This is a genomic window from Halovivax sp. (genome assembly GCA_007119345.1).
In the GTDB taxonomy this organism is placed as follows: domain Archaea; phylum Halobacteriota; class Halobacteria; order Halobacteriales; family Natrialbaceae; genus Halovivax.
This window is the reverse complement of the sequence record SKPV01000195.1, coordinates 1-22,663: the sequence shown is the minus strand read 5'-3', so window position 1 is coordinate 22,663 and position 22,663 is coordinate 1. Positions and strand designations below refer to the sequence as shown.

The 22,663-nt window shown below is 66.9% G+C and carries 22 protein-coding genes; 17 read left to right on the top strand and 5 right to left on the bottom strand.

Annotated features, from left to right (window positions below; genetic code table 11):
• Nucleotides 1-141: 141 nt before the first annotated feature.
• The 15 genes from QZT59_RS13175 (at nucleotide 142) to QZT59_RS13105 (ending at nucleotide 16,148) form a co-directional block, all read left to right on the top strand.
• On the top strand, nucleotides 142-546 hold the full coding sequence (locus QZT59_RS13175; RefSeq protein WP_290817082.1) for an NADH-quinone oxidoreductase subunit A: 405 nt from the start codon (nucleotides 142-144) through the stop codon (nucleotides 544-546).
• Nucleotides 543-1,247: an NADH-quinone oxidoreductase subunit B gene (locus tag QZT59_RS13170; protein WP_290817079.1), complete on the top strand. Its 705-nt coding sequence runs from the start codon at nucleotides 543-545 to the stop codon at nucleotides 1,245-1,247. Before QZT59_RS13175 ends, QZT59_RS13170 begins: the two co-directional genes overlap by 4 nt.
• Nucleotides 1,244-2,911: an NADH-quinone oxidoreductase subunit D gene (locus tag QZT59_RS13165; RefSeq protein WP_290817076.1), complete on the top strand. Its 1,668-nt coding sequence runs from the start codon at nucleotides 1,244-1,246 to the stop codon at nucleotides 2,909-2,911. The genes QZT59_RS13170 and QZT59_RS13165 overlap by 4 nt, the downstream gene beginning before the upstream one ends.
• Before the next feature lie 78 nt (nucleotides 2,912-2,989).
• Nucleotides 2,990-4,102, top strand: a complete 1,113-nt coding sequence (locus QZT59_RS13160; protein ID WP_290817156.1) for an NADH-quinone oxidoreductase subunit H — start codon at nucleotides 2,990-2,992, stop codon at nucleotides 4,100-4,102.
• Nucleotides 4,099-4,560: an NADH-quinone oxidoreductase subunit I gene (locus QZT59_RS13155; RefSeq protein WP_290817073.1), complete on the top strand. Its 462-nt coding sequence runs from the start codon at nucleotides 4,099-4,101 to the stop codon at nucleotides 4,558-4,560. The genes QZT59_RS13160 and QZT59_RS13155 overlap by 4 nt, the downstream gene beginning before the upstream one ends.
• Nucleotides 4,557-4,823: an NADH-quinone oxidoreductase subunit J gene (locus tag QZT59_RS13150; protein WP_290817070.1), complete on the top strand. Its 267-nt coding sequence runs from the start codon at nucleotides 4,557-4,559 to the stop codon at nucleotides 4,821-4,823. The genes QZT59_RS13155 and QZT59_RS13150 overlap by 4 nt, the downstream gene beginning before the upstream one ends.
• Nucleotides 4,820-5,272: a hypothetical protein gene (locus QZT59_RS13145; RefSeq protein ID WP_290817067.1), complete on the top strand. Its 453-nt coding sequence runs from the start codon at nucleotides 4,820-4,822 to the stop codon at nucleotides 5,270-5,272. The genes QZT59_RS13150 and QZT59_RS13145 overlap by 4 nt, the downstream gene beginning before the upstream one ends.
• The gene (nuoK, locus tag QZT59_RS13140) at nucleotides 5,269-5,571 is read left to right on the top strand and encodes an NADH-quinone oxidoreductase subunit NuoK (protein WP_290817059.1); all 303 of its coding nucleotides are present in this window, start codon (nucleotides 5,269-5,271) and stop codon (nucleotides 5,569-5,571) included. Before QZT59_RS13145 ends, nuoK begins: the two co-directional genes overlap by 4 nt.
• A 1-nt stretch (nucleotide 5,572) precedes the next feature.
• Entirely contained in the window at nucleotides 5,573-7,594 is a 2,022-nt protein-coding gene (nuoL, locus tag QZT59_RS13135; RefSeq protein WP_290817051.1) for an NADH-quinone oxidoreductase subunit L, read from the top strand.
• On the top strand, nucleotides 7,591-9,129 hold the full coding sequence (locus QZT59_RS13130; protein ID WP_290817049.1) for a NuoM family protein: 1,539 nt from the start codon (nucleotides 7,591-7,593) through the stop codon (nucleotides 9,127-9,129). Before nuoL ends, QZT59_RS13130 begins: the two co-directional genes overlap by 4 nt.
• Nucleotides 9,129-10,679, top strand: coding sequence for an NADH-quinone oxidoreductase subunit N (locus tag QZT59_RS13125; RefSeq protein WP_394348659.1), 1,551 nt, complete (start codon nucleotides 9,129-9,131; stop codon nucleotides 10,677-10,679). The genes QZT59_RS13130 and QZT59_RS13125 overlap by 1 nt, the downstream gene beginning before the upstream one ends.
• A gap of 45 nt (nucleotides 10,680-10,724) precedes the next feature.
• The gene (locus tag QZT59_RS13120) at nucleotides 10,725-12,209 is read left to right on the top strand and encodes a DHH family phosphoesterase (protein ID WP_290817046.1); all 1,485 of its coding nucleotides are present in this window, start codon (nucleotides 10,725-10,727) and stop codon (nucleotides 12,207-12,209) included.
• 94 nt (nucleotides 12,210-12,303) lie between these two features.
• On the top strand, nucleotides 12,304-13,113 hold the full coding sequence (locus tag QZT59_RS13115; RefSeq protein WP_290817043.1) for a CBS domain-containing protein: 810 nt from the start codon (nucleotides 12,304-12,306) through the stop codon (nucleotides 13,111-13,113).
• Between the two features lie 304 nt (nucleotides 13,114-13,417).
• A complete protein-coding gene (locus QZT59_RS13110; RefSeq protein WP_290817041.1) occupies nucleotides 13,418-14,152 on the top strand; it encodes an NAD(P)-binding oxidoreductase in 735 nt (244 codons plus the stop codon).
• A 292-nt stretch (nucleotides 14,153-14,444) separates the two neighbouring features.
• Nucleotides 14,445-16,148: a methylmalonyl-CoA mutase gene (locus tag QZT59_RS13105; RefSeq protein WP_290817038.1), complete on the top strand. Its 1,704-nt coding sequence runs from the start codon at nucleotides 14,445-14,447 to the stop codon at nucleotides 16,146-16,148.
• A 31-nt stretch (nucleotides 16,149-16,179) separates the two neighbouring features.
• Here QZT59_RS13105 and QZT59_RS13100 read toward each other — a convergent pair whose 3' ends face one another.
• The 5 genes from QZT59_RS13100 to QZT59_RS13080 form a co-directional block, all read right to left on the bottom strand.
• Complete coding sequence (locus tag QZT59_RS13100) at nucleotides 16,180-16,734, bottom strand: class I SAM-dependent methyltransferase (RefSeq protein WP_290817035.1); 555 nt, start codon at nucleotides 16,732-16,734, stop codon at nucleotides 16,180-16,182.
• A 304-nt stretch (nucleotides 16,735-17,038) separates the two neighbouring features.
• Nucleotides 17,039-17,836, bottom strand: coding sequence for an ABC transporter permease (locus QZT59_RS13095; RefSeq protein WP_290817032.1), 798 nt, complete (start codon nucleotides 17,834-17,836; stop codon nucleotides 17,039-17,041).
• Entirely contained in the window at nucleotides 17,833-18,681 is an 849-nt protein-coding gene (locus QZT59_RS13090; protein WP_290817029.1) for an ABC transporter permease, read from the bottom strand. The genes QZT59_RS13095 and QZT59_RS13090 overlap by 4 nt, the downstream gene beginning before the upstream one ends.
• Nucleotides 18,678-19,772, bottom strand: coding sequence for an ABC transporter ATP-binding protein (locus QZT59_RS13085; protein ID WP_290817025.1), 1,095 nt, complete (start codon nucleotides 19,770-19,772; stop codon nucleotides 18,678-18,680). The genes QZT59_RS13090 and QZT59_RS13085 overlap by 4 nt, the downstream gene beginning before the upstream one ends.
• 26 nt (nucleotides 19,773-19,798) lie before the next feature.
• Nucleotides 19,799-20,878, bottom strand: coding sequence for a PotD/PotF family extracellular solute-binding protein (locus QZT59_RS13080; RefSeq protein WP_290817022.1), 1,080 nt, complete (start codon nucleotides 20,876-20,878; stop codon nucleotides 19,799-19,801).
• 161 nt (nucleotides 20,879-21,039) lie between these two features.
• Between QZT59_RS13080 and QZT59_RS13075 the strand changes: the two genes are divergently transcribed.
• The gene (locus QZT59_RS13075; RefSeq protein ID WP_290817020.1) at nucleotides 21,040-21,861 is read left to right on the top strand and encodes an enoyl-CoA hydratase/isomerase family protein; all 822 of its coding nucleotides are present in this window, start codon (nucleotides 21,040-21,042) and stop codon (nucleotides 21,859-21,861) included.
• A gap of 2 nt (nucleotides 21,862-21,863) precedes the next feature.
• Nucleotides 21,864-22,663, top strand: an 800-nt coding sequence (locus QZT59_RS13070) for a CoA-binding protein (RefSeq protein WP_290817017.1), incomplete at its 3' end; no start/stop codon positions are given.

The following is a 22,663-nucleotide window of genomic DNA, read 5'->3' as shown; positions in this document are numbered from 1 at the left end:
TCTGTCGTCGCTCGACCCGAATATTCGGGACCATTTATAACGACGGATCGGTCCAGTCCCGCCGCAGGCGGCCGGATTTCGGCGAAAACCGAAGAATCAACCCTTATATGGGTGCGTTTCGAACCCCCGCACGTTACCGAGATGAACGATTGGATAGCGATTGGGGCGCTCGGTCTCGTCGCGGTCGGCATCCCGCTGGGGATGATGGCCGTGTCGTACCTGCTGCGACCGAGCGTACCCGAAACGAGTAAACGCGCCACCTACGAGAGTGGGGAGGTCCCGACGGGCGGGACGCGCATCCGCTTTAACATCCAGTACTACATGGTCGCCCTCCTCTTCGTCGTCTTCGACATCGAGACCGTCCTGCTGTTCCCGTGGGCGGTCACGTACCTGGATGCCCTGGACGAGTACGGCATCGTCCGCGCGCTCGGCCCGATGCTCCTGTTCGTCGGCATCCTCCTCGTCGGACTCGCGTGGGCCTGGCGCAAGGGCGCCGTCCGGTGGGCCAAGAGCCCCCGAGTCGACCCGGAGGCCGATCGTCAATGAGCAACGAACCACGACAAGAGATCTACGAGAGTACAGCGCCGTCGACGGACACGCGCGACGCGAGGATGGGCGCGGGCGTCGACGACCGGATGAACTCGAAGCTGCGGGAGGCGTTCGGCTCGACCCCGTTCATCCTGACCAAGTTCGACGAGTTCATGAACTGGGTCCGGGGCAACTCGATGTTCATGCTGCAGTTCGGAATCGCCTGTTGCAGCATCGAGATGATCCACACCTACGCGATCAAGCACGACCTGGACCGCTTCGGCGCCGGCGTCCCGCGAGCGTCGCCGCGCCAGGCGGACGTCATCATCGTCCCGGGGACGATCGTCTCCAAGTTCGGGCCGCGCATGAAGCGCGTCTACGACCAGATGCCCGAACCCAAGTTCGTCGTCGGGATGGGGTCGTGTACGATCTCCGGCGGCCCGTTCCAGGAGGGCTACAACGTCGTCAAGGGCGCCGAAGAGATCATTCCCGTCGACATCCACGTTCCCGGCTGCCCGCCCCGACCCGAAGCGCTGATCTACGGCGTCCTGAAACTGCAAGAGCAGATCAAGAACGGCGAGTCCTCGCCGGTCGTCGTCAAGCCCTACGAACTGGAGGAGTTCGGCGACCTGCCGCGGGACGAACTGGTACAGAAACTGGCCGACGAGATCGACGAAGACGACCTCGTCATGCGGTACAACTGGGCTGATTCGCCATGAGCGCGGGATCGGAACTCGATCCGGCGGACGCCGGCGACGAGTCGGTCACCGAAGCCGACCTCGAGACCGTGCTGGGCGAGCGGGCGCTCGCTCGCGACGACCACCTGAACGCGCCCGGATTCGTGATCCGGCCGGACGACGTCAGGGACGTCGTCGTGGACCTGCGAGACGAGCTGGGCTTCGATCACCTCTCGTGTCTGACCGCCCAACAGTACGCGGACCGGTACGAGTCGATCTACCACCTCAAGAAGTACGCCGACCCCACCCAGGAGGTGTCGATCGTCGTGCCGACGTCGGTCGACGAGCCCGTGAGCGAGTCGGTCGAGCCGGCCTTCCGGACCGCCGACTGGCACGAGCGGGAGGCCTACGACCTCGTCGGGATCGAGTACGAGGGTCACCCCGACCCGCGCCGGATCCTCCTGCCCGAGACCTGGCAGGGCCACCCGCTCTCGCTGGATTACGACCAGGACAAGCCCCAGATCGTCCGCTTTTCCGAACACGAGAATCCGATCCAGCCCGACGAGCACGACGCGGAGTCGGAGACGATGTTCCTCAACATCGGCCCACACCACCCGGCGACCCACGGCGTGCTCCACATCAAGGCGGTGCTGGACGGCGAGCAGGTCGTCGACGTCGATCCGGACGTCGGCTACCTCCACCGCTGTGAGGAGCAGATGTGCCAGCAGGGCACCTACCGCCACCAGATCATGCCCTACCCGGACCGGTGGGACTACGTCTCGGCGGGGCTGCTCAACGAGTGGGCCTACGCCCGCGCGGCGGAGGACTTGGCGGACATCGAGGTTCCCGAGTACGCCCAGGTCCTGCGAACCATGGGCGCCGAACTCTGCCGGATCGCGAGTCACTTCCTCGCGCTCGGTACCTTCGCCCTGGACGTCTTCGGCGACTTCACCGCCGTCTTCCAGTACGCGTTCCGCGACCGCGAGGTCGTCCAGGACATCCTGGAGGACCTCACCGGCCAGCGGCTCATGTTCAACTACTTCCGGCTGGGCGGCGTCGCCTGGGACCTGCCCGAACCCCGCGAGGAGTTCTTCGAGAAGAGCCGGAACTTCCTCGACGAGCTGCCGGCGAAGATCGACGAGTACGAGGACCTGCTGGTGACCAACGAGATCTTCCAGATCCGCTGCGTCGACACGGGGATCCTCGAACCGTGGGACGCGAAACAGTACGGCTGTACGGGCCCGGTGGCGCGGGGCTCGGGCATCGACTACGACTTGCGACGCGACGATCCCTACGGCTACTACCCGGAACTCGAGTGGGACGTCGTCACGATGGACGGCTGTGACAACTACAGCCGCGTCCTCGTCCGGATGCAGGAAGTAGAGCAATCGGCCCGGATCATCGAACAGTGTCTCGACCTCCTCGAGGAGTGGCCGGAAGACGAGCGGGAGATCCAGAGCAACGTGCCCCGGACGCTGAAGCCGGACGCGGACGCCGAGACCTACCGCGCCGTCGAGGGCGCGAAAGGCGAGCTCGGAATCTACATCCGCTCGGACGGCACGCAGAAGCCGGCCCGGTTCAAGATCCGCAGCCCGTGTTTCCACAACCTCTCGGCGCTCGAACGGATGGTCGAGGACGAGTACATCCCCGACCTGATCGCCTCGCTCGGCAGCCTGGACATCGTCCTCGGGGAGGTGGATCGATAGATGAGCGCGCTGGCGACCGTCGGCGCGTCGGTGGCCGGGAGAGTCGATACCGCCGCCGGTGCCGTCGGCGAGACGGGACTGCAGGCCGCGAGCGAGACGGTGTTGCAGGCGGACGACGGAACGATCCTTCTACCCGAGCGCCTCGTCGACCTCCTCCGGCTCGAGGGCTTCGGCCTGGCTGGAGAGCTGCTCGCGACGCTTCTCGCCGCGTTCCTCATCGGCAATCTGATGCTGGCGATGACGGCGCTGGCGGGTCCCTGGGCGAAACGGAAGATCACCGCCGCGTTCACCGATCGGATCGCGGTCAACCAGATCGGTCCGGGCGGCATCGGCATCATCGTCGCCGACTCGGTCCGGCTGCTCTCGAAGGAGAACATCATCCCCGAGAACGCCGACCGGCCGGCGTTCGACCTGGCGCCGCTCGTGATCGCCAGCTCGGCGCTGCTCGGGTTCGCGGTGATCCCGATGGGCAGCGGGATCCACCTCGCCGACCCCGAAGTCGGGCTGGCGTTCGTCTTCGCGGTCGCCTCCATCGCCAGCGTCGGACTGGTGATGGCCGGCTACGCCTCCGCGAACAAGTACTCGATGCTCGGCGGGCTTCGGGCGGTCGCCCAGAACATCGCCTACGAGATTCCGCTCGTCGTGACCGGGATGTCGGTCGTGGTCTTCGCGGGCAGCCTGCGGATGAGCACGATCGTCGACGTCCAGGCCCAGACCCTGATCGACCTCGGCGTCGTGACGATTCCGGCGTGGTTCGCGCTCGTGAACCCGTTCGCGTTCGTGCTGTTCCTGATCGCGAACTTCGCCGAGATCGGTCGGAACCCGTTCGACACGCCGGAAGCCCCGACCGAGATCGTCGCGGGCTACCAGACCGAGTACTCGTCGGTGTACTTCGTGCTGATCTACCTCGGGGAGTTCATCCACATCTTCCTCGGGGGCGCGATCGTCGCGACCGTCTTCCTCGGCGGGCCGGCCGGGCCGGGACCGGCGGAGCTGGGACTGGTCTGGTTCCTCGTGAAGATCTGGGGAATCTTTCTGCTGACCCAGTGGCTGCGCTCGGCGCTCCCGCGGGTGCGGATCGACCAGCTGATCGAGATCGGCTGGAAGGGACTGCTCATCCTGTCGTTCGTCAACCTCGTGTTGACGGCGATCCTCGTCGCAGTCCTGCAGACGACCGGGGTGATTGCATGATCGGACTACTCAAATCGATGGCGACGACGATGCGACACGCACTGGACGGCTCGACGTTCACGGTCGAGTACCCCGACGAGGCGCCGGACGTCTCGCCGCGATTCCGCGGGGTCCACAAGTTCAGCCAGGAGCGCTGTATCTGGTGTCGCCAGTGCGAGAAGGTCTGTCCGAACGATACGATCCAGATCGTGATGGACGACCAGCGCAACGGGGAACAGTACAACCTCCACATCGGGCAGTGCATCTACTGCCGGCTGTGCGAGGAGGTGTGTCCGGTGGACGCGATCTTGCTCACCCAGAACTTCGAGTTCACCGGCGACACGAAACACGACCTGGTCTACAACAAAGAGCAGCTGAAGGCGGTGCCCTGGTACAAGGACATCGATCCGCTCGAGGCCCGCGAGCCCGACCGCGGCGGGTGGGTCGGCGAGGGCGAAGGCGAGGTGGACTACCAATGATGTACGCGCTGGCGTTCGGCCTGTTCGCGGCCATCACGCTCGGCAGCGCCGTGGGCGTCGTCCTCCTCCGGGACCCCTGGCACTCGGCGCTCATGCTCGGCGTCTCGCTGCTCTCGGTCGCCGTCCACTACGTGATGCTGGCGGCCGAGTTCGTGGCCATGATGCAGATCCTCGTCTACGTGGGCGGCGTGCTCATCCTGATCACGTTCGCGGTGATGCTCACCCAGCCCGAAGACGAGCCGGCGGAGGTGGCCGGCGTATGACGAACCGGCCGAAACTGGTGCCGATCGGCGAGCGCCTGGTGCCGGGGCTGCTGGCCCTGGCGCTGTTCGGCGCGCTCGCGGCGGTCGCGCTGACGACGAGCTTCGAGGAGTTCGCCGGCTTCCCCGACGGCATCTCGGTCACCGCCGAGATCGGCTACGCGATGTTCGACTACGGGGCGCTCCAATCGAACGAGGGGAACCTCGCCCAGACCGAGCCGTTCCTGATCGCGTTCTTGCTGATCGCGATCGTCCTCGACGCGGCGCTGGACGGCTCGCTGGTCCTCGCAACGCGCGAGGAAGACGGCGAGACGCCTCATCCGGCGGCCTACGACCGGCCGGTGGCCGGCGGCGCCGGGACGGCCGTGACCGACGGCGGCGACGTCGAGGCGCGTCTGGAGACGGACGCCGCCGACCGCGAGGGGGCGACCGACGGAGGTGAGGACGCGTGATCGGGATCGAACACTACGTCCTGCTGTCGGCGGCCCTGTTCTGCATCGGGCTGTTCGGCATCCTCACGCGCCGGAACGCCCTGATGTTCCTGATGTCCGTCGAGCTGATGGTCAACGGGGCGGCGATCAACCTGGTCGCCTTCGCGTTCTACTACGGGAACCTGACCGGGCAGGTGTTCACCCTGTTCGTGCTGGCGCTGGCGGCCGCGGAGGTCGCCGTCGGCCTCGGGATCATCCTGGTCTTGCACCGCAACTACGACACGATCGACGTGACCGTACCGACGACGATGAGGTGGTAAGATGGAAGGACTGTTCAGTTACGCGCCCGCGATCGTGCTCTTCCCGCTGGTGACGTTCGTCGTCGCGGTGACGTTCGGCCGTCACCTGCCGCTGAAGGGCGCGATCCCGGGTATCGTCGCGACCGGAGGATCGCTCGTCCTCTCGCTGGTGATGGTCGCCGTCCTCGCCGGCGGGGCGGACCCGCACAACGAATCGCTGTACACCTGGGTGGCGACCGACGAGATCACGTTCCACTTCGGGATCCTGATCGACCAGCTGTCGGCGCTGATGCTGGTGATCGTCTCGCTGATCGCGTTCCTGGTCCACGTGTTCAGCCTGAGCTACATGAACGCCGAAGGCGAACCCGGCCTCCCGCGGTACTACGCCGGCCTCTCGCTGTTTTCCTTCAGCATGCTGGCGTTCGTCGTCGCCGACAACCTGCTGATGGCGTTCATCTTCTTCGAACTCGTGGGCCTGTGCTCGTTCCTGCTGATCGGCCACTGGTTCGAGACGCGGTCGGCGCCCTCGGCCGCGAAGAAGGCGTTCCTCGTCACCCGCTTCGGGGATTACTTCTTCCTCGTCGGGGTCGTGGCCATCGCGGCCACGTTCGGCACGCTGCAGTTCGCCGGCGACGAGTCGTTCGTCGCGGCCGCCGAGGCGGCGGTCGCCGGCGAGACCGACCTCGACGTCCCCGGCGGCCTCGGCGCCGAGACCTGGGTGACGATCACCGGCCTGCTGGTGCTCGGCGGCGTCCTGGGCAAGTCCGCCCAGTTCCCGCTGCACACCTGGCTGCCCGACGCCATGGAGGGCCCGACGCCGGTGTCGGCGCTCATCCACGCCGCGACGATGGTCGCGGCAGGGGTCTACCTCGTCGCCCGGATGTTCGGCTACTACGCCGTCTCGCCGACCGCGCTCGCGATCGTCGCGTTCGTCGGCGGCTTCACGGCGCTGTTCGCGGCGACCATGGGTTGCGTGAAAGACGACGTCAAGCAGGTGCTGGCGTACTCGACGATCAGCCAGTACGGCTACATGATGCTCGCGCTGGGCGTCGGCGGCTACGTCGCCGGGGTTTTCCACCTGATGAACCACGCCTTCTTCAAGGCGCTGTTGTTCCTCGGGGCCGGCGCGGTCATCATCGCCATGCACCACGAACAGGACATGTGGAAGATGGGCGGGCTCAAGGAGAAGATGCCAGTCACCTACTGGACGTTCCTGGCGGGCGCGCTCGCGCTCGCGGGCATCATCCCGTTCTCGGGATTCTGGTCGAAAGACGAGATCCTCTACGACGCGATGGTCGTCGGCGTCAACGAGCCGCTGATCCTCGCGGCGTACGCCATGGGTCTGCTCGCCGTCTTCTTCACCGGCTTCTACACCTTCCGGATGGTCCTCCTGACCTTCCACGGTGAGCCGCGAACGGAGGCGGCCGAGCAGCCCCACGGGATCGGCCTCCCGGCGAAGGTGCCGCTGGTCGTCCTCGGCACGCTCGCCGTCGTGGCCGGCGTCGCCAACCTCGCGCCGGTCGCGAAGCTCACCGGTGCCGACATCGAGTTCCTCCACCAGTGGCTGGAGGGCGGCGTCGAGGGGACGACCTACGTCGCCTACAGCGAGATGATCGGCGACGTCTACGCGACCGAACTCGCGGGCCTCGAGCCGTTCGACGTCCTGATCGCGGCCGGGCTCTCGCTCGCACTCGCGTTCTCGGGCGCCGGGGTCGCCTGGAAGCTGTACAACGTGCCCGAACCCGAACGCCACACCGAGCGCCTGGGCGCTGCGTACACGGTGCTGCGGAGCAACTACTACCAGGACGAGCTCCAGGTCTGGCTCGCCCGCGGGTTCACGCTCCCGCTCGCCCGCCGGACCGATCGGTTCGACCAGACGGCGATCGACGGTGCCGTCGACGGCGTCGGGCGCGTGAGCCTCTTCGGCGGTAACGCCGTCAAGCGCCTCCAGACCGGACTCGTCACCAACTACGCGGCGCTGCTCGTGCTCGGGTTCGTCGCGCTCCTCGTCGTTCTCGGCCTCTACGGAGGGTGGTTCCAATGATGATCGAGCTGCTACTCGCGGTCACGTTCGTCGGCGCGGCCGTCACGTTCCTCGCACCGAACCGGGTCGCCGGCCGGCTGGCCTTCGCGATCAGCCTCGTGCCGGCGGCGCTGAGCCTCTGGATGTTCACGGCGTTCGACGGCAGCGGCAACGCCTTACTCGAGGGCGATCTCGCGTTCGAGTCCCGGGCGGCGTGGATCCAGCTCGCCGACTACGAGATCTCCTGGTTCGTCGGCGTCGACGGCATCAGCCTGCCGCTGGTCGTCCTGACGACCGTCCTCACGACGCTGGCGATTCTCAGCTCCTGGACGCCCATCGACGAGCGCCAATCGCAGTTCTACGGTCTCGTCCTGTTCATCGAGGCGAACCTCATCGGCGTCTTCGTCGCGCTCGATTTCTTCCTCTGGTTCATCTTCTGGGAGGCCGTCCTCATCCCGATGTACCTGCTGATCGGCGTCTGGGGCGGCCCGCGCCGGAAGTACGCCGCGATCAAGTTCTTCGTCTACACGAACGTCGCCTCGCTGGTGATGTTCGGCGCATTCATCGCGTTCGTCTTCGGGCTGGGCGACGCGGTGACCAGCTTCGCGCTGCCCGAGATCGCCGACGCGATGGTCAACGGCGACGGGCTCCAGGAGTCCGTCTTCGGGCTGGGCGAAACGACGCTCGCGTCGGTCGTCTTCGTCGCGCTGTTCCTCGGCTTCGCCGTGAAGGTGCCGGTCGTCCCCTTCCACACCTGGCTGCCGGACGCCCACGTCGAGGCCCCGACGCCCGCGTCGGTGCTGCTGGCTGGCGTCCTGCTGAAGATGGGGACCTACGCCCTGTTGCGGTTCAACTTCACCATGTTCCCGAACGAGGTGTCGACGTTCGCGATCCCGATCGCCGCGATCGCGGTGATCAGCGTCATCTACGGCGCGATGCTCGCGCTGGCCCAGACCGATCTCAAGCGGATCGTCGCCTACTCGTCGGTCTCCTCGATGGGCTACGTCATCCTCGGGCTGGTCGCGTACACCCAGTTCGGGGTCGGCGGAGCGACGTTCCAGATGGTCAGCCACGGGCTGATCTCCGGGCTCATGTTCATGGCGGTCGGCGTCATCTACAACGCGACCCACACCCGGATGGTCACGGACATGTCCGGGCTCGCCTCGAAGATGCCCGTCGCCGTCTGGATCCTGATCGCCGGCGCCTTCGGCTACATGGGCCTGCCGCTGATGAGCGGCTTCTACGCCGAGTTCGCCATCTTCTACGGCGCGTTCGGCTCGGAGCTGCTCGCCTACGCGCCGATATTCACGGCGTTGGCGATGTTCGGCATCGTCATCGTCGCGGGCTACCTGCTGTTCGCGATCCAGCGCAGCCTCTTCGGCCCGTACCGGCTGGAGACCGACTACGACGTCGGCCCCGCGCCGGTTCACGACGTCGCGCCGATGTTCGTCCTGCTCGGGCTGATCGTCCTGCTCGGCGTCGCGCCGGAGCTCATCTTCGAGATGATCACCGACGCCGCCGACCCGATCGTCGAGCTCCAGGGAGGTGACGCGTGATGATCGAACCCGTTCAACTGCCGGACGCCGCGGCGCTCGCGCCCGCGCTGATTCTGGCGGCGACCGCCGGCGTCCTGTTCCTGATCGACGGCCTCAACCCGGGCAAGAGCAGTCGGGCGCTGCTGGCGGGGACGACCGCCGTCGGCGCGCTGGCGAGCCTCGGCGTCGCCGTCTGGTTCCTGCTCGCCGGCGTCGGCACCCCGACGCCCGACGGTCACGGCGAGATTTCGGTCTTCGGCGGCCAGCTCGTCGTCGACCAGCTGGCGCTGTTCTTCATGATCGTCGTCGCGGTCGTCACCGCGCTGGTCGCGATCGCGAGCTACGACTACATGGACGGCCACGCCTACCAGGCCGAGTACTACACGCTGGTGGCGCTCGCGGCGACCGGCATGGCGACGATGGCGGCGGCCAACAGCCTCGTCACCGTCTTCATCGCCCTCGAGCTCGCCAGCCTGCCGTCGTACGCCCTCGTGGCCATCCTCAAGGACAACCGCGGGAGCGTCGAGGCGGGACTGAAGTACTTCCTGCTCGGGGCGCTCTCCTCGGCCATCTTCGTCTTCGGTATCAGCCTCGTCTACGGCGCGACGGGTCACCTCCAGCTGGAGGCGATCGCGGAGGTCGTCGCCGGCGAGGAGACGCCGGTCGAGGGCCACGAGATCGGCAATTACGACGGCATCCTCGGCGTCGGCATCCTGATGCTGATCGGCGGCTTCGCGTTCAAGACCGCGAGCGTCCCGTTCCACTTCTGGGCGCCGGAGGCCTACGAGGGCGCGCCCGCGCCGGTCTCGGCGTTCCTCTCGTCGGCCTCGAAGGCCGCCGGCTTCGTCGTCGCGTTCCGCGTCTTCGCCGAGGCGTTCCCGCTCGGAGAGACGGCCGCGGTCATCGGCTTCGACTGGACGATCGCGTTCGCGATCCTGGCGATCGCGACGATGACGGTCGGCAACTTCGCGGCGGCCGTCCAGGACAACGTCAAGCGGATGCTCGCGTACTCGTCGATCGGCCACGCCGGCTACGCGCTGATCGGGCTGGCCGGCGCCGGCGCCGGCGCCGGCGAGCTGGTGCTCGGCGCGGCGATGATGCACCTGTTCGTCTACGCGTTCATGAACACCGGCGCATTCCTCTTCGTCGCGCTCGCCGAGTACTGGGGCGTCGGCCGAACGTTCGCCGACTACAACGGCCTCTCGAAGCAGGCGCCGATCGCCTGCCTGGCGATGACGATCTTCATGTTCAGCCTCGCCGGCATCCCGCCGCTGGGCGGCTTCTGGAGCAAGTACTTCCTGTTCACCGGCGCGGTCAGCGTCGGCACCACGACCATGCTGGTCGTCGCCGGCGCGCTCGTCGTCAACAGCGCGCTCTCGCTGTACTACTACGCGCGACTGGTGAAGGCTCTCTGGATCGAGGAGCCGGTGCTCTCGGTCGACCGGCTCTCCCAGCCGGTCGGCCTCTACGCGGCGATCGTCTTCGCGGCCGTGATGACCGTCGCGATCCTCCCCGGCTTCGGGCCGGTCGTCGACGCGGCGATCGGCGCCGCCGACGCGATCTTGCCGTAGTCGGGACCCGGTAGCTTTTACCCGTCCCGCTCGGTACCCGCGAGCATGGCGACCCGGCTCGTCCTCGGTTGTGGCGCGGTCGGGCAGCGGATCGTCGGCGGGATGGGCGGGCGGACCGACCGGCTGCTCGTCGTCGACGACGATCCCGCGATCATCGAGACGCTCCGCGAGGAGTCGATCCCGGCGACGGCGCGCGATCCCACGGACATCGCCGGGCTGGCGACCGTCGACGAGCCGGCGCTCGTCGTCGTCGCCGGCGATCGGACGGACCGGAACGTGCTCGCGACCGAGCGCGCCCGCGAGCGGTTTCCCGACGCCTGGCTGCTGGCCTACGCCGGCGGGAACCCCTCGCCGGACGCGCTAACGCGGCTCGCGGACGCGGCCGACGCCGCGATCGACCCCGCCCGGGCGATCGCCGACGCCGTCCTCGACGGGACGGTCAGTCCGGGCGCGGAGAACGCCCGCCGACTCCGTCGACGCCTCGCCGAGATCGACGGCCGGCTGGCCGTCCTCACCCACGACAATCCCGATCCGGACGCCATCGCGAGCGCGATCGCCCTCGTCGACCTGGCCGGGGCCGTCGGCGTCGAGGCCGACGCCTGCTACTACGGCGAGATCACCCACCAGGAGAACCGCGCGATGGTGAACCTCCTCGACATCGAGCTCCGGAACCTCTCGCCCGAGGACTCGCTCTCGGCGTACGGGGGCTTCGCCCTGGTCGATCACTCCCGACCCGGCGTGAACGATCAGCTGCCGACCGAGCTCGTCCCCGACGTCGTCATCGACCACCACCCGCCGCGGGGGCCGGTGGCGGGCCGGTTCGTCGACCTGCGCGAGTTGGCGGGCGCGACGAGCACGATCATGACCGACTACCTCCGACGGTTCGACGTCGAGATCGACCGTCGGACGGCGACGGCGCTGCTCTACGGCATCCGGGTGGACACGAAGGACTTCACGCGGGAGACCTCCGCGCTCGACTTTCGGGCCGCGGCGACGCTGCTCGAACGCGCCGACCAGGACGTCCTCGAGCAGATCGAAGCGCCGACGGTCGGCGGGGAGACGGTCGACACCATCGCGCGGGCGATCAAGAATCGCGCGCGTCGCGGGAACGTCGTGGTCGCGAGCGCGGGCCCGATCCGCGACCGGGACGCGCTCCCGCAGGCGGCCGAGCAGCTGCTGTCGATGGAGGGCGTGTCGACGACGCTCGTCTACGGGTTCATGGACGAGATGGTCTACCTCTCGGCGCGCTCGCGCGGCGGCGACCTCGACCTCGGCGGGGCGGTCCGGGACGCCTTCGGCCCGATCGGCAGCGCGGGCGGTCACAACGACATGGCGGGCGCCCAGCTCGAGATCGGCGTCCTCGGCGGCATCGAAGACGAGGGTCACGTCGACACGATCGTCGAGGCCGCCGAGGAGGTGATCGAGAACCGCTTTTTCGAGGCCGTCGAGAGTCAGCCGGGGACGCCCGTCGGCGCCCACAGCCGCGAGAGCGAGCTGCTGTTCGCCCCGGAGCTCGAAGACGAGGAGTGACCGCGCCGAGACCGTCGGAGTGCCGATCGATCGGGTCGCCCGCGGCCGACGCCGTGGGGAGGGTTTTTGCGCCGGGACGACCTACCGCCCGGACATGGAAGAGGCCTGGCGGGGGAGCAAACCGCAGGTCGCGGAGTACATGACCCGCGACGTGGCGACGGTCTCGCCGGAAGCGTCGGTCGAGGCGGTCGCGGTCCGGATCGCCGAGAGCGACGACCACAGCGGCTACCCGGTCTGTGAGCGCCGGCGGGTCGAGGGGTTCGTCACGGCGCGCGACCTGCTGCTGGCCGAACCCGAGGAGCCGATCTGGAAGGTGATGACGACCGACCTCATCGTCGCCCACCCGGAGATGAAGGTGACCGACGCCGCCCGGGTGATCCTCCGGTCGGGCATCCAGAAGCTGCCGGTCGTCGACGACGCCGGCAACCTCGTCGGCATCATCTCGAACGCCGACGTCATCCGCAGCCAGATCGAGCGCGCGACCCCCGAGAAGGTGGGCAAGCTGATCCGCACGCTGGAGAACATCCACGGGATCGAACTCGACCAGGAGCGTCGGACCGTCCCGCTCCGCGAACTCATCCCCACCCAGGGCCGGGTCTACGCCGACGAGCTGGAGGGGCGACGGTACGAGCTGGAGCACGGGCTGGCGGAGCCGCTGGTCGTGATCGACAACGCCGGCACGCTGCTGCTGGCCGACGGCCACCACCGGACGCTCGCGGCCGACCGGCTCGGAATCGACGAGATGGACGCCTACGTCATCCTCACCGAGAGCCGGGTCGACCTCGGCATGATGCGGACCGCCGAGAAGGAGGAGCTCTCCACGCTCGAGGACATCGAGGTCGTCGACTACGCCCGACACCCCCTGGTGGAGACGACCAAGCGGCTGCAGTCGGACGGGGAGTGAACGGAGTCACCAGCCCGGACGGCCGGAACTGCGCCGTCGTCGCATTGCCGTTCCACCTCGGGGCGGACTACCTCGCGGTCCACCGGCGCGTAGGCTCGTCCCGGCCACTCGCCGTGATGGGACGCGACCGCGCTGAAAGCGTCTTCCATCGTTCGTGTCGGGCGAGCCGACAGTCGCGCGCCGTCGAAATGGCTCGCCGCTCGTCTCGAGGCCGTCGTTCCGATCGACGTTCCCCGCCGGGAGATACCGTCAAGAAACCCGACCGCTGCGCGGACTTAACTCGGTCGGAGCGGTAACCTCGGCGATGACAACGACAGCGCAGCGGGCGCTCATCGCCGGCGCGTCTGGGAGAACGGGAAGCGAACTGCTGTCGGTCCTCCGGCCGACCGACCTCCGCGTGCGCGCCACGACGAGATCGTTCGCCGCGGCCGACCGGCTCGAGCGACAGGGCGCCGACGAGGTCGTCGTCGCGGACTTCTTCGAGTCGGCCGACGCCGTGGCGGCGGTCGACGGCTGCGACGTCGTCTTCTCGACGCTCGGAACGCCGCCGAGCCCGCGGCACTTTCTGGGGGGAAAAGTCGTCGATCGGACGGGCGTGATCAACCTGATCACCGCCGCCATCGCCACGAACGTCGAACACTTCGTCCTCGAGAGCGCCATCGGCGTCGGCAGCTCGAAGTCCGGAATGGCGCTGCCGGCCAGGCTGGCGATCCGCGGGAGCCTCCGGGCGAAGCGTGACGCCGAGACCGCGCTCCGACGGTCCGGACTCGCGTACACGATCTTGCGGCCGGGTCGGCTGACGAACGACCCGCCCAGCGGCGAAGTGCTCGTCGGCGAGGGCGGCGACTCCGTCTCAGGGTCGATCCCGCGCGCGGACGTGGCCTGCCTGATGGCCGCAGCCCCCTTCACCCGGGACGCCCGGAACCGCACCTTCGAGGTCGTCAGTCGCGACGGGCTGGGCGGGAGTCCGCAGCGCCTCGTGGACGTCGACTGGAACGCCGAGCGAGTCGGTCTCGAGCCGCAGTTCCTGCACGCGTAGCCGCCAGCGGGCGGATTCGGTGGCGCGTCCTCGCGGCGCGTCGCCGCTCCCGCCGGCCGGTTCCGGACCTCGTCCGGTCCCCGCCGCCTCTCAGAGTCGTCCGCCTATCGCACGGTTTCGGATGTCGCTCGTCCGCCTATCGCACCGTTTAGACGTCCCTCGTCCGCCTATCGACCCGTTTCGGCCGGCGACACGCCTCGCACGCGCCACCCGGTCGCGCCGCCGCGCGGGTCGCGGACCGATCTCGCCGGTCCCGGAATCCTTACGTTGCCGGTCGGCAAAAATTTCCAGCATGTACGACGAGGAGGACCTCTCGGAGATCCGCGAGGCCGAGTCCCGGTGGGAGGCGGAGACGCTGGAGCCGGTGCTGGAGCGCCACAGTGAGCGCGCCGATCGGTTCGCGACCGTCTCGAACCTCGAGGTCGACCGGCTCTACACCCCGGACGACGTCGCCGACCTCGACTACGAGGGTGACCTCGGCTTCCCGGGGGAGGAGCCCTACACCCGCGGGCCGTACCCGACGATGTACCGCGGGCGGACCTGGACGATGCGCCAGTTCGCCGGCTTCGGCACCGCCGAGGAGACCAACGAGCGCTTTCACTACCTGATCGAGCAGGGCCAGACCGGGCTCTCGACGGCGTTCGACATGCCGTCGCTGATGGGCTTAGACTCCGACCACCGGATGAGCGAGGGCGAGGTCGGCAAAGAGGGCGTCGCCGTCGACACGCTCCGGGACATGGAGATCCTCTTCGACGGCATCGACCTCTCCGAGATCTCGACCAGTTTCACGATCAACCCCTCCGCGCCGGTGATCTACGCGATGTACGTCGCGCTGGCCGACCAGCAGGGCGTTCCGCGCGAGGAGATCCGCGGGACCCTTCAGAACGACATGTTCAAGGAGTTTATCGCGCAGAAAGAGTGGGTGATCCCGCCGGATCCGTCGCTGAAACTCGTCACCGACGTCGTCGAGTTCTCCAGCGAAGAGACCCCCAAATTCCACCCGATCTCGGTCTCGGGGTACCACATCCGCGAGGCCGGCTCGACGGCCGTCCAGGAACTCGCGTTCACGCTCGCCGACGGCTTCGGCTACGTCGAAGACGCCATCGATCGCGGGCTCGACGTCGACGAGTTCGCGCCGCGTCTGTCCTTTTTCTTCAATTGCCACAACTCCTTCTTCGAGGAGGTCGCGAAGTTCCGCGCCGCCCGTCGGATCTACGCCCGCGTCATGGACGAGTGGTACGACGCCGAGAAGGCAGAATCCAAGCGGTTGAAGTTCCACACCCAGACCGCCGGCCAGAGCCTGACCGCCCAGCAGCCGCTGAACAACGTCGTCCGGGTGACGATCCAGGCGCTGGCGAGCGTGATGGGTGGGACCCAGTCGCTGCACACGAACAGCTTCGACGAGGCGCTGGCGCTGCCGGGCGAGGAAGCCGTCCGCGTCGCCTTGCGCACCCAGCAGATCATCGCGGACGAGTCCGGCACCGCGGACATCATCGACCCGCTCGGGGGATCCTTTGCCGTCGAAGCGCTCACCGACGAGGTCGAGCGAAAGACGATGGCGTACATCGACGAAATCCGCGAGATGGGCGACGGCTCCGTACGCGACGGCATCCTGCAGGGGATCGACGACGGCTTCTTCCTCCGGGAGATCCAGGAGGCCTCCTACGAGTACCAGGAGCGCGTCGAGCGCGAGGAGGAGGTCGTCGTCGGCGTCAACAAGTACACGCTCGAAGAGGACACCAGCCCCGACATCCTCCACATCGACGAAGAGGCGACCAAGGAACGCCAGCTCAACCGACTCGCAGAGACCAAAGCCGAGCGCGACGAAGCCGCCGTCGAGGACGCTCTCGAGGCGCTCGCCGAGGCGACCGAGCGCGACGAGAACACCATCCCCTACATCGTCGACGCCGTCAAGGCCTACGCGACGATGGGCGAGATCATGGAGGTCTTCGAGGAGCAGTACGGGTCGTACACCGAACAGATCGGGCTGGCCTGAGTCCGTCCCGTCCCGACCGGGATCCGGACCGCTATTCGTTGCGCGCCACCATCCGAACCAGCTTCGCGTCTCGATCCTCCTCGTAGCGGTCGATCGTCAGGTCCGAACAGGCTTCCCGAAGTTCGCCGGGTTCGAATCGGTAGCGGGCGCTCGGATCCGCGACGTCGTCCGAGTCGGTCGTGAGGTGGTGTTCGTAGCAGAGGACGCCGCCCGGTGCGAGCGCTCGTTTGACCGCGTCGAGGCGGTCACGGGCGTCGAAGTAACTGATCGTCACGACGTCGTACGCCGCCGCGGAGAAGCAGTAGTCGTCGACGTCGGCCAGGATCCAGTTGACCGACGCGGATCGCTCGGCGGCACGTCCGCGCGCTCGGTCGAGCATCGTCCGGGAGATGTCGACGGCGTCGACCGTGAAGCCCCGCTCGGCGAGGAAGATCGCGTTTCGTCCCTCGCCCGTGGCGACGTCGAGCGCGCGACCCGACGGGAGGTCGGCCGCCGACTCCCGGACGAGGTCGGCGGGCCCCGCGGACGGGTCGAAGCCGTCGCGCTCGGCGCGCGCTTCCCACCGGCGTTTCTCGTCCTCGGTCACGTCGTCTCGCGACGTCGCTACGTCGGCCTGGTTCGTTAATCTGGGGTGGACGACGTTGTCACTCGGGCCCGCGAGCGTCCGTGCCAGTTCGCCGGGCTGGCCGGAGGATCGCCTCGGAGGGGACCGTCGCGAACGGCGTCATCGGAACGACGAATCGGCCGAATCCGTGGCTCGGAGTCGGTTTCCACCCAGTCCCGCCTCGACGCGACGCCGGGTTCGCGGAGCATCGAAGGAGGCGGTCGCCCCTCAGGATGTCGTTCCCGTCGAACGGCGGCGACGCCGCCTCGAGACGATCGAGGCGCCGTTACCGGGCGAGGTACCGACTGAGCAGCGCACCGACGATCATGATGACCACCAGCACGGTCGAGAGCGCGTTGATCGTCGGCGAGAGGCCGGTCGTCATCATCGTGTAGATCTCCACCGGCACGGTGCTCGTGCCGGGGGCGATGAGGAACTGCGTCGCCGTGAACTCGCCGAAGGAGACGACGAACGCGACGAAATACCCGGCCAGCAGCGCCGGAGCGATCAGCGGCGCGGTCACGTTCGTAAACGTCACGGTCGGATCGGCCCCGAGGACGCGCGAAGCCTGCTCGAGGTCCTCGTCGAAGGTCAGCAGCTCCGAGCGTACCAGCAGGAAGACGTACGGGATCGTGATGATCGAGTGGCCGACGACGAGTGCGGGGTACCCGCTGGAGATGTCGACCAGCCCGAAGAATCGGATCATGGCGATACCGGTGATCACCGGAGAGATGATCATCGGTAACAGCATGATCGTCGAAATCTGTTCCTTGTACGGGAACTCGGCCCTAACGAAGCCGACCGCCGCGGCCGTCCCGAACGCGACGGACAGGATCGAGGCGCCGGTCGCGACGATGAGGCTGGTCACCAGCGCGCCGAGTAACCGGCTATCGCTCATCAGCTCGACGTACCAGCGAAGACTGATGCCGTCGTACGGAATGGCCGGAAACGATCGTTCCGTAAAGGAGGTGATCATGACGATCGCGACCGGGACGAGCAGGAAGACGTAGATCGCCAGGATCACGAGAAGGAAGCTACCCCGTCGGAGCAACCCCGTGGCGCGGAAGGTTCCGGTAGCGCTCATAGCTTACCCAGTGCCTCCTGAAGGTTGAACAGCGAGTTGAACGCGGCGATGAAGCCGATCAGCAACACGGTGTAGATCACCGCCAACGCCGAGGCCAGCTGAATGTTGAACGCATCGAGGAACGAACGAGCGATCTCGTTGGCGATCATCGTCTGTCCGGGCCCGCCGAGGACGGCGGGAGCCAGGAACGAACCCGTCGCGAGGATGAACACGATCACGCCCGCGGCGACGATTCCGGGGAGGCTCAGCGGCAACACGACCGAGTAAATGGTCCGGTACTGGCTCGCCCCGAGGGTACGGGAGGCGTCGATCGTCTCGTGGTGGATCGCGTTCAGCGAGTTGTAGATCGGTAACACGGCGAACGGAAGGAACGCATTTGTCAAACCGATCACCACCGCCGTCGACGTGAACAACAACCCGATTCGAACGTCGAGCAGGTGAGTGATCGGCCCCGTCGGCGAGAAGAACAACAACAGTCCGAAGTACCGGATGATGTACGCGATCCACAGCGGGACGATGACGAGCGTCATCAGGAGGCGAACGCGCTTGCTCGAGAAGACGAGGTAGTACGAGAGGACGTAGGCCAGGACGAGCGTGAGAACGGTCGTCACGATGCCGTACACGAACGATCGAACGAAGGCGTCGACGTAAACGCCGCGGGTCGCCCGGCGGTACGCGTCGAAGAGCCCCCCGTCGCCGAAGTTCAAGCTCTCGACGACGAGAAACAGGATCGGGACGACGAAGAAGAACGCCACCCAGCCGACGCCGAAGGCCGCGAGGTGGCGATTCGTCACCCGTTCGGTTATCCAGCTCGGGACGGGGCTGCGCTCGACGACGACGCTCATACGACGACCACCGACTCGGGTTCGAACGCGACGGTCACCACGTCACCCGTCTCGAAGTCCGGGAATCGGTCGGTGTTCGCCAGGGCGATCTCTCCGGATTCGAGGGCGACCGTTACCTCGGTCCGGTTGCCGAGGTTGGCGATCTTCTCGACGGTTCCGGAGAAGGCGTTCTCCGGCACGGACGGTGTCGCGGGTTCCGCGTCTCCGGTCACCTGCACGCCGCCGTCCGCGGTCGCCGCGGCGGATTCGACCGTGATGTCCTCCGGGCGGACGTAGAGCGAGACCGCCTCGCCGGATTCGTGTTCGCCCGTGATGGCGACGTCGACCGCGCCGGTCTCGACGACCGGGCGTGGCTCGGTGCGCGCCACCGATCCGGAAAACTGTGTCGACTTTCCGACGAACTGCGCGACGAACTCGTTGGCCGGGCGCTCGTAGATGGTCTGCGGGTGAGCCGCCTGTTGGGTCCGTCCCTCGTCGAGAACGACCACCCTGTCGGACATCGACAGCGCGTCCTCCTGGTCGTGCGTTACGTAGAGGGAGGTGACCCCGACCTCACGCTGGAGCGTCATCAACCACTCGCGCATCTCCTCGCGGAGGACGCGATCGAGTCCGGTCAATGGCTCGTCGAGTAACAGGATGTCCGGCTCGTAGGCGAGCGCCCGTGCCAGCGAGACGCGCTGTTGTTGACCGCCGGAGAGTTCGTCCGGGTGGTGGTCGCCGTGGTCCGGAAGGTCGACGAGTTCGAGAAACTCTTGCACGCGGGATTCGCGCTCCTCGGCGTCGTAGCCGTGCATTCGAAGCCCGTAGCCGATGTTCTCCCGGACGGTCATGTGCGGGAATAGCGCCGTGGACTGGAACGCCATCCCGATGTTTCGGTCCTCGGGCGGGAGTTCGGTGACGTCCTCGCCGCGAAGTTCGACCGTCCCCTCGGTGGGCTCTCGCAGCCCGGCGATCATGTGCAACAGCGTGGTCTTTCCACACCCCGACGGGCCCAGCAGCGTGACGAAGTCGCCTTCGTCGATCCGAAAGCTGACGTCGTCGACGGCGAGCAGTTCTCCGTAGTATTTTGTAAGGCCGTTGACCTCGAGCATCGTTGAGTTGAAAGATCAGGGTGGAGTTAGCCCTGTTTGACTTCCTGGAATCGTTCCGACCACTCGTCCTGTTTCGGCAACACGACGTCCCAGTCGGAGAACGTGAGATCTTCGATCGGGGCGAAGTCCGGCAGCGCTTGCATCTCCTCGGGAGGGTCGTTGATCTGTACCGTGTAGTTCATCATATCGGACAGATCGATCAGGTTCTCTCGCTCGTAGATGAAGTTCAACAGGTCGTGGACGGCCTCGCGATTCTCGGTCCCTTCGACGATCGAGAGGGTGTCGGTCCACGCCATGGTCCCTTCTTCGGGCATGACGTACTCGATGTGATCGTATCCGTCCTCCTGGAGCGCGAGGACGCGACCACCCCACGCCTCGCAGATCATCGCGTTCTCCTGTTGCAGGTACTGTATCGACGTCGCACCGTCGGACCAGTAACTGAAGGTGTTCTGGTGTTGCTCTTCGGCCTCCGCGACGACTTCCTCGAAGAGATCGTCGTCCTGGGCCGCCTCGTTGATGTCGACGTCGATGGCGACCGCACAGTTAGCGAACCGGTCGATCGCACGATCTAGCAGCGCGAGCTCCCCTTCGAACTCGGGATCCTTGATGTCTTGCCAGGAGGTCAGCTCTCGGTCGACGTGCTCGGTGTTGTACGCGTATCCGGTCCCGCCGTTCTCGCGGATGAGACCGATCACCTCGCCGTCTTCGAAGAGGAACTCGAGCTCGCGTGCGGGGTCCCGAATGTTCTCCTCGTAGTTCGGAACCTCTCCGAGGTCGATCGGCTCCAGAATCCCCTCCTGTCTCGCCTGAGAGATCCCCGTGTCGTTGAAGGCGACGGTGTCGAATTCGCCGGGATTTTGCTTGATCATCGAGATCATCTCGGTCGTCCCGCCGCCGGCCGTTGCCTCGACGTCGTAATCGGATTCTTCGGCCCACCGGTCGATGATCTCCATCTGCGCATCCTGGGTGTTCCCGCCGAAGTCGATGTGCTGAAGGGTCCCTCCGGAACCCCATATCGAGCCGAGACAGCCAGCGACGCCGACGAGTGATCCCGCACCGATCGTCGCTAACGCGTTCCGGCGTGTTACCATGTTGCACCTGTGCATTGGTCCGCTGAACCGTATGGGGAGTGAATATTTAAATCTTCTCCTGAGTACAAATTCCAGCTCTATGTTTGCAAATCTGTCCGAAATACCTAAGTGCAGTAGGAGAAATTATAGCCACACAGATCACCTCCACTCCGCCGGGGGACATCCCGAGAGAAGATATGGTACACACGGACATCCACGGAGTCGGCGCTATCGAACCGACCGAGACCGACGCAGTCGAGTACCGCCTCGACGACCAGCTCGCGTACGTTACGCTCACTCGTCCCGAACGTCTCAACGCGGTAACGGCGGAGCTGTACGGGGGAATCTGCGGGGCCCTCGCCAGCGCGAGCGCGGACGAAGCGCGCGCCGTCGTCCTCGAGGGCGAGGGCCGCGCGTTTTGTGTCGGCGCAGACATGAAAAATCACGACGAGGCGGACCGGACGGCCGCGGAAAAGCGTCGCTACGCGTGGGCGGCCCAACACGCGTGTCGTCGCGTCCAGCTCCACGAGCAACCGGTGGTCGCTAAAGTGCAGGGGTACGCGATCGGTGCCGGCGCCGAACTCGCACTGAGCGCTGATCTCGTCGTGATGGCTGCCGACGCGGAGATCCGCTTCCCGGAGACGAGCATCGGTACGTTCGTCGGCGGGGGCGTGACGTACACGCTCCCACAGCGAGTCGGTGTAGCGACGGCGAAGCGATTGCTGTTGACCGCGGCGACGGTCGACGCCGAGACGGCAGCGGACCTGGGTCTGGTCGACGACGTCGTCCCCGCGGACGAACTGGACGAGGCGGTCGTGCGGCTCGCGACCGAGATCGCGGAGAACGCCCCGATTTCCGTCGCGCAGGTGAAGGAGCTGTTGAACGGCTGGCCGGTCGACCCCTCGCTCGCGATGACGGCCGAGGTCGAAGCCCTCCTCACGTGCATGGAGAGTCGCGATTGGCGCGAGGGCGTCGAGGCCTTCGCGGACGAACGCGAGCCGGTCTTCGAGGGGCGGTGACCGTGCCCGACCGAGCGACCATCGACCGCATCCTCGAACCGGAGACGATCGCCGTCGTCGGCGCCTCCACCGACCGGACGAAGCGCGGCCACCAGGCGATCGAGACCCTCCAGTCGAACGGATTCGCCGGTCGACTGTATCCGGTCAATCCGTCCGCGGAGGAGATCCGGGGGCTCGAGGTCTATCCGAGCGTGAGCGCGATCCCGGAGGCGATCGACCTGGCGCTGATCGCCGTTCCGGGCCCGGTCGTCCCGTCGGTGCTCGAGGACTGTGCGGACGTCGACGTCGCCGGGGCGATCGTGATCGCCGTCGGCTTCGCGGAGACGGACGACGACGGCGAGGCGCTCGAGCGTCGGATCGTCACGCTCGCCCGGGAGCACGACGTCCGATTGATCGGGCCGAACACGTCGGGGATGATCAACGTTCCCGCGGGAGCGAATCTCGTGGGCGCCGAGGACGTCCCGGCCGGGGACCTCGCGTTGCTGTGTCAGAGCGGGAACCTCGCGATCGCGCTGTTCACCGAGGCAGCCAGCAGGGAGGCGGTCGGGTTCAGCCACTACGTCGGTGTCGGAAACGAAGCCGACCTCTCGTTCGACGAGTACTTGCCGTACTTTCGGCGAACGGCGGACACCGACGCCATCATCTGTTACGTCGAGGGGTTCTCCGACGGGAGAGCGTTCCTCGAGGAGGCCCGAGAGACCGTGGCCGAAACGCCGATCGTCGTTTGCAAGAGCGGTCGATCCGCGGTCGGGAAGCGATCCGCTAGCTCCCACACCGGTTCCCTGGCCGGGGACGCCGCGGT

What these genes read in the sequence shown, in the direction of transcription:
- QZT59_RS13175 (WP_290817082.1), top strand. Translation starts at nt 142, where the DNA reads ATGAACGATTGGATAGCGATTGGGGCGCTCGGTCTCGTCGCGGTCGGC.
- QZT59_RS13165 (WP_290817076.1), top strand. Translation starts at nt 1,244, where the DNA reads ATGAGCGCGGGATCGGAACTCGATCCGGCGGACGCCGGCGACGAGTCG.
- QZT59_RS13075 (WP_290817020.1), top strand. Translation starts at nt 21,040, where the DNA reads ATGGTACACACGGACATCCACGGAGTCGGCGCTATCGAACCGACCGAG.
- QZT59_RS13125 (WP_394348659.1), top strand. Translation starts at nt 9,129, where the DNA reads ATGATCGAACCCGTTCAACTGCCGGACGCCGCGGCGCTCGCGCCCGCG.
- QZT59_RS13130 (WP_290817049.1), top strand. Translation starts at nt 7,591, where the DNA reads ATGATGATCGAGCTGCTACTCGCGGTCACGTTCGTCGGCGCGGCCGTC.
- QZT59_RS13105 (WP_290817038.1), top strand. Translation starts at nt 14,445, where the DNA reads ATGTACGACGAGGAGGACCTCTCGGAGATCCGCGAGGCCGAGTCCCGG.
- QZT59_RS13085 (WP_290817025.1), bottom strand. Translation starts at nt 19,772, where the DNA reads ATGCTCGAGGTCAACGGCCTTACAAAATACTACGGAGAACTGCTCGCC.
- QZT59_RS13110 (WP_290817041.1), top strand. Translation starts at nt 13,418, where the DNA reads ATGACAACGACAGCGCAGCGGGCGCTCATCGCCGGCGCGTCTGGGAGA.
- QZT59_RS13150 (WP_290817070.1), top strand. Translation starts at nt 4,557, where the DNA reads ATGATGTACGCGCTGGCGTTCGGCCTGTTCGCGGCCATCACGCTCGGC.
- QZT59_RS13090 (WP_290817029.1), bottom strand. Translation starts at nt 18,681, where the DNA reads ATGAGCGTCGTCGTCGAGCGCAGCCCCGTCCCGAGCTGGATAACCGAA.
- QZT59_RS13120 (WP_290817046.1), top strand. Translation starts at nt 10,725, where the DNA reads ATGGCGACCCGGCTCGTCCTCGGTTGTGGCGCGGTCGGGCAGCGGATC.
- QZT59_RS13170 (WP_290817079.1), top strand. Translation starts at nt 543, where the DNA reads ATGAGCAACGAACCACGACAAGAGATCTACGAGAGTACAGCGCCGTCG.
- QZT59_RS13115 (WP_290817043.1), top strand. Translation starts at nt 12,304, where the DNA reads ATGGAAGAGGCCTGGCGGGGGAGCAAACCGCAGGTCGCGGAGTACATG.
- QZT59_RS13145 (WP_290817067.1), top strand. Translation starts at nt 4,820, where the DNA reads ATGACGAACCGGCCGAAACTGGTGCCGATCGGCGAGCGCCTGGTGCCG.
- QZT59_RS13080 (WP_290817022.1), bottom strand. Translation starts at nt 20,878, where the DNA reads ATGCACAGGTGCAACATGGTAACACGCCGGAACGCGTTAGCGACGATC.
- QZT59_RS13095 (WP_290817032.1), bottom strand. Translation starts at nt 17,836, where the DNA reads ATGAGCGCTACCGGAACCTTCCGCGCCACGGGGTTGCTCCGACGGGGT.
- QZT59_RS13155 (WP_290817073.1), top strand. Translation starts at nt 4,099, where the DNA reads ATGATCGGACTACTCAAATCGATGGCGACGACGATGCGACACGCACTG.
- nuoL (WP_290817051.1), top strand. Translation starts at nt 5,573, where the DNA reads ATGGAAGGACTGTTCAGTTACGCGCCCGCGATCGTGCTCTTCCCGCTG.